The organism is Shewanella sp. NIFS-20-20, assembly GCF_019209865.1.
Lineage (GTDB): Bacteria > Pseudomonadota > Gammaproteobacteria > Enterobacterales > Shewanellaceae > Shewanella.
Map to the genome: position 1 here is coordinate 66,545 of NZ_JAHUTT010000004.1, position 14,969 is coordinate 81,513.

General features: G+C 49.4%; 15 protein-coding genes. 5 read left to right on the forward strand and 10 right to left on the reverse strand.

Features of this window, described 5'->3' with window-relative positions; translation table 11 throughout:
- Window positions 1-35: 35 nt before the first annotated feature.
- From KU855_RS02205 to KU855_RS02215, 3 genes are all read right to left on the reverse strand, one after another.
- The gene (locus KU855_RS02205) at window positions 36-221 is read right to left on the reverse strand and encodes a hypothetical protein (RefSeq protein ID WP_218528719.1); all 186 of its coding nucleotides are present in this window, start codon (window positions 219-221) and stop codon (window positions 36-38) included.
- A 373-nt stretch (window positions 222-594) separates the two neighbouring features.
- Window positions 595-1,884 carry a DEAD/DEAH box helicase gene (locus tag KU855_RS02210; RefSeq protein ID WP_218528720.1) on the reverse strand — a complete coding sequence of 430 codons (1,290 nt, stop codon included), beginning with the start codon at window positions 1,882-1,884 and terminating at the stop codon, window positions 595-597.
- A 128-nt stretch (window positions 1,885-2,012) separates the two neighbouring features.
- Window positions 2,013-2,777 carry a sulfite exporter TauE/SafE family protein gene (locus tag KU855_RS02215; protein ID WP_218528721.1) on the reverse strand — a complete coding sequence of 255 codons (765 nt, stop codon included), beginning with the start codon at window positions 2,775-2,777 and terminating at the stop codon, window positions 2,013-2,015.
- Window positions 2,778-3,129: 352 nt separating this feature from the next.
- Here KU855_RS02215 and rihA point away from each other — a divergent pair, with 352 nt between their 5' ends.
- Window positions 3,130-4,065: a pyrimidine-specific ribonucleoside hydrolase RihA gene (rihA, locus tag KU855_RS02220; protein ID WP_218528722.1), complete on the forward strand. Its 936-nt coding sequence runs from the start codon at window positions 3,130-3,132 to the stop codon at window positions 4,063-4,065.
- Window positions 4,066-4,152: 87 nt separating this feature from the next.
- Entirely contained in the window at window positions 4,153-4,542 is a 390-nt protein-coding gene (locus tag KU855_RS02225) for a cupin domain-containing protein (RefSeq protein ID WP_218528723.1), read from the forward strand.
- Here KU855_RS02225 and KU855_RS02230 read toward each other — a convergent pair.
- Both KU855_RS02230 and KU855_RS02235 read right to left on the reverse strand, forming a co-directional pair.
- On the reverse strand, window positions 4,539-5,282 hold the full coding sequence (locus tag KU855_RS02230) for a flagellar brake protein (protein ID WP_218528724.1): 744 nt from the start codon (window positions 5,280-5,282) through the stop codon (window positions 4,539-4,541). The genes KU855_RS02225 and KU855_RS02230 overlap by 4 nt on opposite strands.
- A gap of 165 nt (window positions 5,283-5,447) precedes the next feature.
- Window positions 5,448-7,235: an aminopeptidase P family protein gene (locus tag KU855_RS02235; protein ID WP_218528725.1), complete on the reverse strand. Its 1,788-nt coding sequence runs from the start codon at window positions 7,233-7,235 to the stop codon at window positions 5,448-5,450.
- 236 nt (window positions 7,236-7,471) lie between these two features.
- On the opposite strand from KU855_RS02235, the gene KU855_RS02240 reads away from it, so the two are divergent.
- Window positions 7,472-8,704: a Xaa-Pro peptidase family protein gene (locus KU855_RS02240; RefSeq protein ID WP_218528726.1), complete on the forward strand. Its 1,233-nt coding sequence runs from the start codon at window positions 7,472-7,474 to the stop codon at window positions 8,702-8,704.
- 53 nt (window positions 8,705-8,757) lie between these two features.
- On the opposite strand, the gene KU855_RS02245 is transcribed toward KU855_RS02240, so the two are convergent.
- The 4 genes from KU855_RS02245 to KU855_RS02260 all read right to left on the reverse strand — a co-directional run bounded on the left by KU855_RS02245 (window position 8,758) and on the right by KU855_RS02260 (window position 11,432).
- Window positions 8,758-9,231 (reverse strand): FKBP-type peptidyl-prolyl cis-trans isomerase, encoded by a 474-nt coding sequence (locus KU855_RS02245; protein WP_218528727.1) that lies wholly within the window; start codon window positions 9,229-9,231, stop codon window positions 8,758-8,760.
- A gap of 215 nt (window positions 9,232-9,446) precedes the next feature.
- Window positions 9,447-9,806: a DUF1294 domain-containing protein gene (locus tag KU855_RS02250; protein ID WP_218528728.1), complete on the reverse strand. Its 360-nt coding sequence runs from the start codon at window positions 9,804-9,806 to the stop codon at window positions 9,447-9,449.
- 13 nt (window positions 9,807-9,819) lie between these two features.
- Complete coding sequence (locus KU855_RS02255) at window positions 9,820-10,965, reverse strand: DUF418 domain-containing protein (protein ID WP_218528729.1); 1,146 nt, start codon at window positions 10,963-10,965, stop codon at window positions 9,820-9,822.
- Window positions 10,965-11,432 carry a hotdog fold domain-containing protein gene (locus tag KU855_RS02260; protein WP_218528730.1) on the reverse strand — a complete coding sequence of 156 codons (468 nt, stop codon included), beginning with the start codon at window positions 11,430-11,432 and terminating at the stop codon, window positions 10,965-10,967. The genes KU855_RS02255 and KU855_RS02260 overlap by 1 nt, the downstream gene beginning before the upstream one ends.
- 167 nt (window positions 11,433-11,599) lie before the next feature.
- On the opposite strand from KU855_RS02260, the gene KU855_RS02265 reads away from it, so the two are divergent.
- A complete protein-coding gene (locus KU855_RS02265) occupies window positions 11,600-12,529 on the forward strand; it encodes a DUF368 domain-containing protein (RefSeq protein ID WP_218528731.1) in 930 nt (309 codons plus the stop codon).
- A 16-nt stretch (window positions 12,530-12,545) separates the two neighbouring features.
- Here KU855_RS02265 and KU855_RS02270 read toward each other — a convergent pair whose 3' ends face one another.
- Window positions 12,546-13,745, reverse strand: coding sequence for a putative sulfate/molybdate transporter (locus KU855_RS02270; protein WP_218528732.1), 1,200 nt, complete (start codon window positions 13,743-13,745; stop codon window positions 12,546-12,548).
- A gap of 263 nt (window positions 13,746-14,008) precedes the next feature.
- On the opposite strand from KU855_RS02270, the gene KU855_RS02275 reads away from it, so the two are divergent.
- Window positions 14,009-14,965: a DUF523 and DUF1722 domain-containing protein gene (locus KU855_RS02275; RefSeq protein WP_218528733.1), complete on the forward strand. Its 957-nt coding sequence runs from the start codon at window positions 14,009-14,011 to the stop codon at window positions 14,963-14,965.
- Window positions 14,966-14,969: the final 4 nt, after the last annotated feature.

Sequence of the window (14,969 nt, forward strand, 5' to 3'; positions counted from 1 at the left end):
GCCAGTGCGTGCTGGCATGGCACGAGCGGATGGGGTTAGCGCTGGTATGGTTGGGATTTTTTACTGAAATATAAAAAAGGCACCAACCACAGCATAATTAAGCTGAAACTCAGATGTTTGGACATGTCCTTGTCGGCAACGAGGTAAGCGGTCAGTAACATCGCGGCGGCAAAGAGTAGCGCCACAATGATATTCGCCAATTTTGCTTGTTTACATGTCATGCTAGCTAAACCAAAAGAGTTAAGAGATAAGCTCGAAATATATACTTTTGTTTACATTTTGGCAACAGAAGTTGCGGGGATATGTTGCCGCTTGACTGGCTCTTATCAGCGCGCGCTGTTGGATAGGCTTGGGTGGCGATAGCCGCAAGGGCTTAGTGCTGAAACCCTATACTCATGGAATACCGCCATACTCACTATTTGTGATAAAGCAATGGGTTAGCCAGCGTTGACGGGTTGTCAGCGATGTGGATTTATGGAAACAGTAAGGCCGGTTGACCCCGGCCTTAATGGATAGTCGGCTCATGCTAGCCCTGCTAAAGGCCGCAGCTCGCTCATCATGATGAGCTTATTTTGATGAGCTTTGAATAGCCGTTTAGATTTTAGTTTTTTTGCCGCCAGAACCGACTTTGATTTGTACTCGGCGTCCAGTCATGCTTTTCTCTGCAACAACCTGTGCGGCCGCGTCATCGCTGCGGGCTTTCTTACCAAAGCGGCGGCGCTTTAGTTGCTTCAGTAATAACTCGCGGTTACTCACTTCATAGCCTGGCATCATCACCCGTTTAATTTTCTGACCGATTAACTTCTCGATATCGGCAAGGGTGCGCTCTTCTTCACGGCTCACAAACGAGATGGCGACCCCAGTTTTGCCGGCGCGACCGGTACGTCCAATACGGTGAACATAATCTTCGGCTAAGAAAGGTAAATCGTAGTTAATCACATACTCAAGATCGGTAATATCCAAACCACGAGCAGCGACTTCGGTCGACACCAACACTCGTATCTTACCTTCTTTAAAATCGCGTAAGGCTTTGCGGCGGCTGCCTTGCGCTTTTTCACCATGCACCACTGCAGCAGTAATACCGTCAAGATTAAGTTCTTTGACTAAGGTGTCCGCGTCGTCACGGGTGGCGCTAAATACCAATACTCGGTGCCAATTTTTACGGCCGATCAGTTCAGACAATAATTCGCGCTTACGACGTTGTTCCACGGGATACACGACTTGGCTAATGGTCGATGCTGTGGTGTTTTGCTTGTCGACCATGATCATTTTAGGTTTCGTCATGATCTCATCGGCCAGCTTTTTAACCCCGCCAGAGAAGGTCGCAGAAAACATCAAGTTTTGACGCTTCTTATTGCTCGCTAACAGAATTTTTTGAATATCGGCAATAAAGCCCATATCCAGCATACGATCGGCTTCATCCATCACTAAAAATTCAAGATCGGATAATGTCAGGTTACAAGCAATCACATGCTCTAATAAGCGGCCTGGAGTGGCAATCACAAAGTCGGCGCCTTGAAGCAATTTTTTGGCTTGAGGCTCCATCTTATTGCCACCAAATAAGGTAACGACACGGGTATCTGTATATTGGCTATAAGACTGAATATTTACGGAAATCTGTTCAGCTAATTCACGGGTAGGTGTCAAAATTAACGCCCGAGTTTTACCTGCTTGTCTAGCTTTTGGGTTATCCAGCATCTTTTGCAGCAACGGCAGGGCGAATGCAGCGGTTTTACCCGTCCCCGTTTGCGCACTGGCCAGGACATCTTGACCTCGGCGCACCGCCGGAATGGCTTGGCGTTGGACTGGGGTCATGGTCTGGTAGCCACACTCAACGAGTGCGCGTAAAACTTCTGGGGCAAAACTATAGGCATCAAATTTCATCGGCATATCCTGACTGGGCAAGCTGATGCTATCAGCCTTGCAATTGCGTAAATGCTGGCCAAAAATTGGCGGCCGCGGATTATAGCAAATTTCCCTATAAAGGGGGAGTCTTACACGAACTTAGTGGCTTAATTGAAAATGACCCAAGAGTAACGGCCAATCTCAACGACTAACATCATGATAAATAATATTCTTATGACTTTATTACCGCCTTTAAGCGCAATGCGCGTCCCGATTTGCGAGCCAATTAAGGCGCCAATAGCCATCAGTGCGGCTAACTTGAAATCAAAATAACCGTGACTAACAAACCATACTAAAGCGCTGACATTAAACACGGTTGACAGCACTTGTGATGAGGCCATGGCATGCAAAAAATCCATGCCAAAGGCGCGGATGTTAGCCAAGGTGGCAAAGGTCAAGGTGGCGGGGCCAAACATGCCTTGATAAAAGCCGAGCATGGCGCCAATCACCGCGCTCACCACTGATTGGTGGCGACGAAATAAGGGGAGACTGGCTTGATCGCCCATCTTCTTATGACTGATGGTGTAAATAGCCAAAGCAATCATGATCACCAATAAGATAGGTTTAAACCAGGTTTCCGAAACATCATCCAATAAGGATGAACCGATAAAGGCAAAAATACAGCCGCAGACCATGGCCGGCAGAATGAGCTTCCAAGGCAAGGCTAGTGAGAATGCGTAACGGCGAATATTATTGCCACCACTGGCCAGCATCGCGAGTTTATTGGTGCCAATCACCACGGGGATGGCGACCCCGGGCATAGCATTAAATAATGCCGGCAGTTGCAACAATCCACCGCCACCGACAGTGGCTTGGGCTATGCCACTAAAGATAGCTATCATGCCTAAATAGCAATATTCGGTGATAGACAAGGGGCATTCCTCTTAAATTGAATGATACAAGCGTAGTCAAAAGATGAAAACGCAGCCAGCATCGGCCAGATGGCCAAGGCTTGGGGGTGTGGCGCGTCACTGCGCTGATGGCACCGCTGTCGCTCGGGGCGCAGGGTGATGGCCAACGTTAGCCGGCGTAGGTGTGATCAGCGACTCACCCCCTATTCTAGTCGCAGTTAGTGTGTGTCATTGCCGTTATTTACGTGGGCCAAGCCCCTTAGCTAGTTGAGAATTGTGACGCTTAACCAATTGCTTAGCTGGTGTTGCTGCTAATCTTAGAGCCGATAGTGACCGTATACTAATAAATACTAATTCATCTTGAGATCTCCTTATGACCCTACCGATTATTCTCGACTGCGATCCTGGCCATGATGACGCCATCGCCATGATCATGGCCCTGGCACATCCTCAGCTTGAGGTTTTGGCTGTCACGACCAGTGCCGGCAATCAAACTCAAGCTAAAACCTTACATAACGCGTTACGGATTTTGACCTTACTTAATCGTAGCGACATTCCGGTGGCCGCTGGCGCGCAAAAACCGCTGCATCGCCCCCTGATTATTGCCGACAATGTCCATGGCGAAACTGGACTCGATGGTCCGGTATTGCCGGAACCCAATTTTGCCGCACAATCTATGCCAGCGTGGGAGTTAATGGCTAACAAGTTGCGCGAGTCGTTGCAGCCAGTAACGTTAGTGCCGACCGGCCCCCTGACTAACATTGCGATATTGTTGACCTTGTACCCAGAACTTAAGCCTAAGATTGCCCAGATAGTGCTCATGGGCGGCGCCGCGGGCGTCGGGAATTGGACGCCTGCTGCCGAGTTTAATATTTATGTAGACCCGCAAGCCGCTGACTTAGTGTTTAGTGCTGGGGTGCCGCTTGTCATGTGTGGTTTGGATGTAACCCATCAGGCGCAAATTTTGGCCGACGATGTCGCTAGAATGCGCGCCATTCAGAATCCGGTGGCGCAGTGTGTGGCTGATCTCCTCGAGTTTTTTGTTATTTACCATAAAGATCCTAAATGGGGATTTGATGGTGCGCCATTGCATGATCCCTGCACCATTGCGTGGTTGTTGCAACCTGAGCTATTTGAAGGGCGAGATTGTCATGTCGCCATCGAGACCTGCTCAGAGTTAACCCTTGGCATGACCGTGGTAGATCGCTACCAGCTAACTGGTCACCCCGCGAATGCCAAAGTGTTATTGGGGGTCGATCGCCAAGGATTTGTGGATTTACTGGCACGCAGTTTATTGGCCTACGGTTAAGCTTTTATCATCAATACTCCTCTGCGTGCAAAAGCGGTCTATGCTAATAAGCAGTTAGCATATTGCTAGTGCTAAGAGGAGTAATGTATGGCTGTTTTAGGCTTGACTAATAACGGGGTTTGGCAACATCTACGAGCCTTAGAGGATGGGCCAGAAGGCTTATTAATACGCGGCACCTTACCCGTGGATGCCAATGGGGTTGAGCTGATGTTAGAGCATTGGGATCAAGGCACGTCGGAGCCCAAGCATTATCATCCTGGAGATGACATGACCATAGTGATGGAAGGCATGATGGTGGTCCAATGTTATCGCCAGCAAGAGGGTAAATGGGTGGCCGATGGTAGTGAGCGGGTCTACCGTCAAGGCGAAACCGCTTATCTAAAAGCGCAGCAAGTTCACAGCGTGCGTTATTCTGAAGCGTGTAAGCTGGTGTATATTCACGATGGCCAGTTTGATTTTATTGAGGTGAACGCTTAAGCCTCTAATAGGCTGGCGTCGACATGTTGCGCAAAGGTCATCTTTTGACCATCGAACACCAGTTCATTGAGCAGGCTGCGACTAATTTCTTGAGTTTGGGCAGTAAATTGCATTCCGTACACCGCGGCGCCGCGATAGCGGCGGCAGTTTTTTAGCATGCCAGATAAACTGAAGGCGCCCGAGGTTGGTGAGATAACTTCAATGTTGATTTTGGCGCCGACATCAAAACTGGGGGCAATTTGGTCATAGCTAAAGCGGCAGCCTTTCACCGACATATTTTTGAGTTGCACTTCAACTTTACGGTTGGGCATCACAATATGGGCGCTCATATCTAAATCAAACCGATTTTCTTGGCGCATGGGCGTCATTTGCATAATGCTGGGTAATTCGACCACTAACATGGCTAATGGTTGGGTAATAATATGCTTAATCCGGCTAACAAAGCGTAACCTTGCGCCATCCCCTCGCTCGCTGACTAAGGTCACCACTAATCGAAAGCCTTCATATAAAAAACGTTCCCGTTGTTGACAGGTCAAATGCGGCAAAGAAAAGAGCAGAAACTCTTGTTTGTCAGAGCCAATTAATGCGGTGGACAAGGTGAGGCGTTTATTGAGCGGGGTTAAGATATCTAAGATGGCATCGTCGCCTTGAATAATCATTTCGAGGGCGTGCAAACCGCTGATGGTCTCACTGGGGGTAACCCGCGGTGCAGAGGCGGTGGTCTCGGCCTGAGATGACATTGTTAAATCCTTGCCAATTATTTGATTAATAAAGGTATATCGGTGGGATTATAAACCTTGGCGGTTGGCAGTTGTCAATCGAAAGTCGTAGTTGTTGTGGGCGCGATCAAGCAAAGAGCCACAACCACTTAGTCGATACTTAGCAGGTGTGGCTCTTAAGACAGGTTAAATGGCCGCGGTGGCTTGGGTTAACCAAGCGAGCTCCGCGCCAGATAACTGCTTGGCATGGGCACTAAATACTTGGCTGTGGTAGTGATTTAACCACTGGATTTCCTTGGGGGTGAGCAGGGATTTTTCAACCAAACGGGTATCGATGGGGATTAAGGTTAAGGGTGAAAATTCTAGCATTGAACGCTCACTGTCAGCCAGCTGCTGACAGGCTTGGACTTCCACTAAATTTTCAATACGAATGCCAAAGGCATGGTCACGGTAATAGCCAGGTTCATTAGATAAGATCATGCCCGCCATCAAGGGCGTGGCATTGGAATTTTTACCAATACGTTGTGGGCCTTCATGGACACTTAAACAGTGACCTACCCCGTGGCCGGTGCCGTGATCATAGTCGTAACCATACTGCCATAAATACTGGCGAGCCAAGGCGTCGAGTTGCTGGCCGGTGGTGCCGCGAGGGAAGCGAGCTTGATCGAGGGCGATATGGCCTTTGAGCACTAAGGTCACCATCAGTTTATGTTCATCGCTGACCTCACCAATAGCCACGGTGCGAGTCACATCGGTGGTGCCATCGAGATATTGGCCGCCAGAATCCACCAAATACAGGCTGTTCATTGGCAACTGCGCTGGGGTGCCGTTGAGGTGGTTGTAGTGACACATGGCCGCATTGCCACCGGCGGCTGAAATGGTGTCAAAACTCGGCTCGATATACTGTTCATCTTGGCGGCGGAAGCTTTCTAATTTGGCCGCCAATTCGGCTTCATCATGTAAACATTCAGCGGCAACTTCGCTATCTAACCAGGCTAAAAAGCGCGTCACGGCTAAGCCATCGCGCACATGGCAGGCGCGCATGCCAGCCAATTCTTGCGGGTTTTTACAGGCTTTAATTAAGGCGACGGGATCGCTGGCATCGACTAATATCGCTCCAGCAGCTTGCGCCAGTAATTGGCTCGCCGCATTGGCGGTGTGGCTGTCAGCGAATAAGCGTTTTCCCTTAAGGCCTTGAATGTGTTCGCTCAATTGCGCTTCAGGATAAAAGTCGACGCCAGTGCCAACATGGGCCAAGACATCGCTTGGGAGTTTGTTGATATCGGTGAAAAAGCGCATATCGCCATTGGCAGCCAATAAGCCAGTGCCCAGTAAGACGGGCAAGCGCGGAATATCCCGGCCACGTAAATTAAGCAGCCAAGCACATGAATCCAGCGCGGTGATCAAGGCCCACTCCGCGCCTTGCGCGTTAATTTTTTCCCCAATCAGCTGGCGTTTTTCTAGGCTAGTGGCGCCCGCGCTGCGGTCGCTAAACAACATGGCCGGATGGGATGGCATGGCGGGCCGATCATGCCATGAGGCATCGATGGGGTTGGTGTCAATTGCCACCAATGCTATGCCGGCTTGAGCGAGTTGCGCCTTTGCTTGTTGAAACCAAGCGAAGGTATGCAATCTGGCATCGACAGCCACGGTACTGGATGTCGTCAAGGTTTGGATTAAATAATCAGTTAACGGCAGTTCAGTTAAACTCTGGTATTCAAATAAATGGCTATCTACCTGCTGGCGCACTTGCACTGTATAACGACCATCGATAAATATCGCCGCTGTATCGGCCATCACAATCGCCGCGCCCGCACTTCCAGTAAAACCGGTTAGCCATTCGAGACGTTCGTTTGCCTCGGGCACATACTCACCTAAATACTCATCAGCGCGCGGTTGAATAAAGGCATCAATATTAAGATTGGCAAGGGTATGGCGAATAGCGCCCAAGCGATCGGCAATAGATAAAGGCATAGTCACTCCATGTTTCTGAATGCACCGTGGGCTGACAACACCAGTAACACGGCTGAAATTTGAGTATTTATAGTGGCTCGATTATGACAGGGCGAGTCAAGCTCTTGCAAGTGAAGTGGCATCAGCGGCATCGAGGCGTTTTGGGGGCAATGCGAAATTAACACTGAAAAGTTGTATATTTTATGCTAAAAATGGCGGCAATGATTGAAGCATTAACCATTGAGTAGGGCAAAATAATGATAAACCAACCTAAGACATTGGGGGTCGGTGGCAGCGATGCAGCGACTGAGTTAGCGGCATTAACAGATATGACCGCTGGCATACAAGATATCGGTCTTGATGAGTTACAGGCTCGCATAACTCGCGCGCAAACCTTGATGAAAGCCAATGGCTTGGCGGCAATTTATGTGAATGCGGGCACCAATTTACGCTATTTCACTGGCACCAATTGGTACGCGAGTGAGCGCATGGTTGGCGCGATTATTCCAGCGGATGGAGAGCTTGAATATATTGCGCCATTTTTTGAAGTCGGCACGCTTGAAGGCTATATGCAGATCAAAGGCCGAGTGAACACTTGGCAAGAAGATGAAAGTCCCTATGCCTTAACCCTATCGGTGCTGGCGCGAATGGGGATCTGTCAGGGCAATATCGGTATCGATGAATCAACGGCCTTTTTTGTGTTTGATGGCCTGCGTCAACAAGCCAACGAATATCAATGGATCAGTGCCACAGCGGTGACCGCCGGTTGCCGCATGCATAAGTCGGCGCACGAGCTGGCGATAATGCAACGCGCCATGGACATGACCTTGGTCGTGCATCAGGCGGTGGCCCGGATCTTGCGACCTGGCATTAGCACCCAAGAAGTCGAAGCGTTTATTCATCAAGCTCACAAGCAGGTCGGTGCGGCGGCGGGTTCGTATTTCTGCATTGTATTATTTGGAGAAGACTCCTCCTTCCCTCACGGCGTTAGTCATCCCAAATGTTTGGACGACAATGACATAGTGTTGATTGATACTGGCTGTCAATTATTTGGATATAAATCCGATATTACCCGTACCTATGTCTATGGGGTTGCCAACGAGCGTCAGCGCCAGATGTGGGCATTGGAAAAAGCCGCCCAAGGCGCCGCATTTAACGCCGCCACACTGGGGGTTGCCTGTGAGCATGCCGACTTAGCGGCGCGGGAGGTATTGGAGGCTGCTGGCATGGGGCCTGACTATCAAGTGCCCGGCTTACCGCACCGCACAGGCCATGGTATCGGCTTAGATATCCATGAATGGCCATACTTGGTGAAAGGCAATCAAATGCCATTAGCGATAGGCATGTGTTTCTCAAATGAGCCTATGTTGGTATTACCCAGGGAGTTTGGGGTGCGTTTAGAAGATCACTTCTATATGACGGCTCAGGGGCCAAAGTGGTTTACCGAACCTGCGCACAGCATTGATGATCCGTTCGGATACCAAGCATAAGCGCTTGGCTGGCGAGTCGCGGGACTTGCCAGCCAGATGTCGCGGCGGGCAGATTACTGATTAATGTTGAGTAATTCTACATCAAATATTAGGGTTGATCCGGGTTCAATCTTACCGGCACTGCGATTGCCGTAGGCAAGATTGCTCGGGATATAAAAACGCACCTTGTCACCCACTGTCATTAATTGTACCCCTTCAGTCCAGCCGGGAATGACACGGTTTAGCGGAAAATCAATCGGCTGACCGCGATCCACTGAACTATCAAATACCGAGCCATCAAGCAAGGTGCCATGATAATGAACCGTGACCGTGTCGGTCGCTTTTGGATGTTGCTGGCCCTCGGCATTGACTAAAAACTCGTACTGCAGCCCAGATGGGGTCTCAATCACACCGTCTCGTAATTTATTGTCGGCTAAAAATGCCGTGCCTTGCTCGATATTCGCTTTAGCCGCCTTATTGTTATTGGCGCTGCTATAAAAGTAAAACACCACACAGGCGATGACCACCACGGCTAGAATCATTTTCATTGTATTGTTATCCATCAATCAATAGTAAGTGTGCTCATAGGACTCGTGCTATTGTCCCTAGTTTTAGCCATTAGGCAACACTCTTTCACGCTAAGTCATGATAAGTGCGTGGTTAAAAGGCAAGGTATTGCATGTTTTTGGACGAGAAGCGCTCGCCCGCTTGCTGCCATCTTAAGGAGGAGCAACGCCTCACCTAAGGTGGCGGGCTTTGGGGGTTATCGAGGCAGAGACACTAATAAGGCCACCAAGCCAGCAATATTAAGCAGTAGGGTTAAGGCAAACACGACTAAAAATCGATATTTGCGATTCTTATGGCGCAACCAATGTTGTGCCAGCAGGGCGCCAGGCCAGCCACCACAGACACTGAGTAGGTGCAATTTTGCTTCTGGCGTGCGCCAGCTATCGGCAATGGCGGCTCGTTTATCGAGATAGTAGCCCGCAAACGTGATGCCACTGATGACAAAATAATAGCCGCTAAGAGGCCAAGGAATATCGCCAAGCGCCGTGGCAAGCAATAATAAGCCTAAGAACAGACAGCTAATAATGACGCCAAGGCTGAGGCGAGAAGGTGACATCTAATGATAAATCCTATGCTTGAGAGCTTAGCTTGCGGCTAAGGGCGCGCCATAGGTATTCGAAGGGGCCGATGGCAAAGCGCTTAAGATACAGATTTGCTAAACAAATTTGAAGCAGGATGATCACCATGGCTAGCGCCAAGTAGTCGAGGCGGGTAAAGCTCAATTGCCAGTCGGTGAACCAATGACGAAATAACAAGGTGCCGATGAGCGATTGCAGTAAATACAAGGATAAGCTCAGGCGCCCCACATTCGCCAATGATCGCCCAAGGCGTGAGTTTGGCGATAACCAGCAGATCACAATATGGCTAAAGATTAACGCCGTGGGTATGGCCGCATAATAAGTGAATATTGCCGATAACGCTTCAAATCGCAGCCGACCACTATGATCGAGCATGATGGCTAGCCCACTTAAGAGAGCGGCGAGGATGAGGTATTGCCTTAATTGTTGCTTACTGGCGCCTTGCGCAAAGTACCCTTGCGCAAACAGGCTTTGTCCAATCAACATCAGGCCTGAGGTCAACCACAGGGTGGATAGAGGCAAGCTAATTAGATAGATGAGCATAAACTCGACATTGACCGTCAATTGTTGCGCGGGTGAGCCACTCCATTGCTGGGCGATAAGTAAATACTCGCTGGAGTTGCGCGCCGGCAGCGGTTCAGGCGAGATGGCCAATAACAAAAGCACTATCATGGAGAGGTGAAACAACAGCCAGCCTTTTTGCCATTTTTGCAGAGGGCTCAAGTCTCGATAGTGCCATACCACCCATGCCGATAGGGCATAGCTGGCCAGTATGTCACCGGGCCATAAGATAAAACCGTGCACTAGGCCGATAACAAATAGGGCCTTCATTCTCCCCTTTAGCTTGGGATAAGCCCCGTGACCAAAGCGCTGTGCCTGCAGTAATATCCCGATGCCAAACAGCATGGCAAAAAGACTGATAAAACGTCCTTCAAACAGGCTGGTCGATAACAGGCTAAGGCCAAAGTCGCTCGGCGCGGGGCTGATGGGGGCGAGGTAAGGATACAGGTTGGCAAAGGTATAAATATTCATCAACAAAATACCGAGCAAGGCCACACCCCGCAGCATATCCAGTGATATCAGCCGCGGCGATGCGATGGGCTCGTTGCCCGGTATTGGTGAGGTTGTTGGCGTCATTATTGGTGGGGCTTAGCCGAAATCCACAGATTGATCGTGCCTTCAACCACCACCACATTGTTGTTGTCATAGGCCGTAACAGTGACGGGCATATCGCCTTCCTGCCAAGCATTGGCATCAACGCTGGCCACACAGCGAATATCGCTGCCGGCTTTAGCGGTATAGTTTACGCTCATGCCTTTGGGGATCCAGCGTAAATGCTTGGGGATTGACGCTTCAGCCATGGCGCCCATGGCCATTTCTAAGCCATTACAAATGGCGATCACATGGACAGTCCCAATGTGATTGTGGACGCGGCGGCGCTTTTTAATTAACAGTTCACAATGGTTGGGGGTCAATTCGGTGATCAGTGGCTTAACTGTGCCGAAATAAGGTGCCATGCGGCAAACCATTTTGGAAAAGAGGAGGTCACCCAAGGGCCATTTGATGCACTTTTGATAGAGCTTAAGGATTTTATTATTCTGCATGTTTGTGTCCTTGCTAACGAGAGGGGCTTGCGTCCTTGGTCCGAGGCGATCGCCGCGGGCGCCAAGCAGGTCGGACGAGTTTAACATTGAGTTTACATCATGCGCTATAGCCCCCTAAGGCAATTACCCCTATAATTTTGCCGCATAATCATTATTAGGATGTTACTTTGAAGTACTTGCTCACATATTTTAAAGGCTTGGCCATGGGCGCGGCCGATGTCGTCCCAGGGGTGTCTGGTGGCACGATTGCCTTTATTACCGGTATTTTAGATACCTTGCTTAACAGTATACGCCGCATTAATCCGAGCTTATGGCAGGTGGTGCGTCATCAAGGATTTAAAGCCGCCTTTTTACACATTAATGGCCCATTTTTACTGAGTTTGTTTGCCGGTATTTTAACCAGCATTTTGACCTTGGCAAAACTCATTAGCTACTTGTTAGCGTTTCATCCTATCCCGGTTTGGTCGTTCTTTTTTGGGCTGATCTTAATCTCTGTGGTTCACATGCTTAAGCAAGTCTCAGGGTTTACCTGGGGGCGCTTAGTGTTGTTCGCTCTTGGGGTGGCCGTGGCTTATTTTATTACCATGCTGAGCCCAATCACCTTAGATGCGACCCCAATGAATATCTTGCTGGGTGGAGCGATTGCGATTTGCGCCATGATTTTACCGGGCATTTCTGGCAGTTTCATTCTGTTATTGTTGGGACTCTATTTACCCGTGATTGCCGCGGTAAAGTCGTTAGATGTTGGCGTGCTGGCGATTTTTGCCTGCGGTGCGATTGTCGGTCTACTGACCTTTAGTCATGTGTTATCGGCATTGCTGCGCCATTTCCACGATGCCACCTTAGTGTTTTTAACGGGCTTAATGCTGGGCACCTTAGGCAAAATTTGGCCATGGAAACAAGTGCTGACTTGGCGGACCAATTCCAGTGGCCATCAGGTGCCTTTGCTTGAGCAAAACTTAAGCCCTTGGCAATATGAACAAGTGATTGGCCACAGTTCACAATGGCCATTGGCCATTGTGTGTTTGCTGGTGGGAATTGGTTTAGTGTGGGGATTAGAGTACTGGAGCGAGCAACGCCAGCCCAAGCAGGACTAAGCGCCCATTACGATGATTAGCAGCTTGATTTTGAGCTGCTAATACTGGTCATCACTCGCTTTCTTTGACTCTCAAGCATAAAGCCCACCACCAAACCCACCGCCGGATTTAGGAATAAACATACCGCCGCCGTCGCCACAATCACCACCAAACAATAACCCCGTTTCAGGGGAATAGCTTCGCCTTTGATTTTATCTCTCAGCAGATGCACTAATGGCATGATGGGTTTGGCATTGGCTAATTGCGCCCCAGCCACTATCAGCAGAGCCCCTAGCATCGGCATTGGGATTAAGCTTAAGTAGCTAGCCGCGCTTTGGTGCCAAAATAACGCCAGCCCAAGACATACCAAGCCAAAGGTCAGGGGCGCGATCACCGTACGCGCGCCAAAGTGGGTTTGAACTGCCATACCGCCAGCGCCATGGCACATAGCGCTGGCGCCAAAAGGAGCCATCACAATATTGGTAATCCCTGAGCTCATGGCAAAACGTGAGGGCGTAAAGCGCTGCGGGTTGTCATCCGGAAAGGTTTGCAGGGCAATCACCGAACTGGCAATGACGGCATTGGTTAAGGTGAGCGCTAACTGGGGCAACACTAATAAACTGGCGGCCAACTCAAATTCTTGCCAGCTGGGCCAGCTCAACCATGGCATGCTTGGATAGGTCAGCGCGGGCAGTTGTGGTGATTGGCTCCAGCCAATGAAAATGCCACCAAGAATAATGGTTGGGATAGCGAGATGCTTGAGGTTATGGTGGCGGCAACCCCATAAGCCCAGTAAGGTCAGGACGCCGAGCCACCAAAGGGTTTGCACTTGTTGCAAGCCAACCCACATCAGCTGCATGCCAACCGCTAATTGGATCCCAGCACTGATGGCCGGTGATAAATGTTGCGCCAGCCAACGAATAGCCCCTAAGCCGACTAACACGATTAAAATCATGCCTATCAGCAAACTACTGGCTTGCATCACCCCTGGGGATAATCCAGCGGTTATAGTGACTGCGGCGATCACCTTCATGGGTTGGATCCCTACCGGCCGTCGATAGAGGTAAGCAGACGCTAGGGCAAATACTCCAAACCCTAAAAAAATACCTTGAGCGGAAAATTGATTGAGGGCAATCAAACCCAGCACCAAGGGTAGAAAGGTGCCTAAGTCGGCGAAGGCCGCTTGAGAATCGGTGAGGTATTGGCGCCAGTGAGCGTGTGTTACAGGGTTGGACATTGCATTTGCCATTGGGGAAGATCCATCACTAATGGCAATTTTAATGCCAAAATTAAGCAGCAATGCATTAAGTCAGCCACCCTATTGTGACCGAAATTCGGCTCAACTTTTAAACACTTGCAGCATTTTGTCCTTGGCTAAGCCAAAACGACACGCCTGGGTGTCCGCTGTGCCTGCGCGATTGTTATAAATATTGTACAAAAAAGTGATCTCTGTATAACCTTAAGCCGTACAGCTAGTTAAGTTATACAAGGAGAGTTCAAATGTACAAGGTTAACCCGCAACGTATTCAGCTCGGGATCAGTGCCTGCTTAATGGGGCAAGAAGTACGTTTTGATGGCGGCCATAAACGCTCGACCTACGTGCTGCACGAGTTAAAAGATATGTTTGACTACCTACCCATCTGCCCTGAAATGGCCATCGGTTTAGGTGCTCCTCGCAAAAGTGTGCGTTTAGTCCGCGATCAAGACACCATTTTATTGCAAAGCGCCGACGGTCAGTTGGATATCACCACCCCCATGAATCACTACTGTGACAGTAAGGTGGCCGAGTTATCTGAATTGGGCGGCTATTTATTTTGTGCCAAGTCACCGACTTGCGGTATGGAGCGTGTCACTGAATATAAAATTGGCACCAATAATGGCACCAAAACCGGGGTAGGTGTATTCGCGCGGGCCTTAATGGACGCCTATCCCCTAATGCCTGTGGAAGAAACCAGTCGTCTTAATGACAGTCATATTCGCGACAACTTCTTTACCCGAGTTTATGCCTATCACGACTGGCGTTGCATGTTAGCCAAGGGACTGACTAAACATGAGTTATTGCAGTTTCACTCGCGTTACAAGTACTTATTAATGGCTCATAACCAATCGATTTATCGTGAGCTCGGGCCATTACTCGCCACCATGGAAAATGATGTTGAAGCCGTGGCAAAACAATACTTTTCAGGTTTTATGCAGGCATTGAAATGCCATGCCACTCGCAAAAATCAAACCAGTACCCTGCAACACATTCAGGGCTATTTTAAAAAGCAATTGAATACCAGCCAAAAGGCTGAGTTGTCAGATGCGATCATGCAATATCGCCAAGGACTGGTGCCATTATTAGTCCCTATTACTTTGATTAATCATTATGTTCGCGAGTTTTCAACCGAATATATTGCCAATCAAGTCTATCTGCATCCACATCCGCAAGTGCTCAAACTCAGGTATGGGTTGTAAGCTG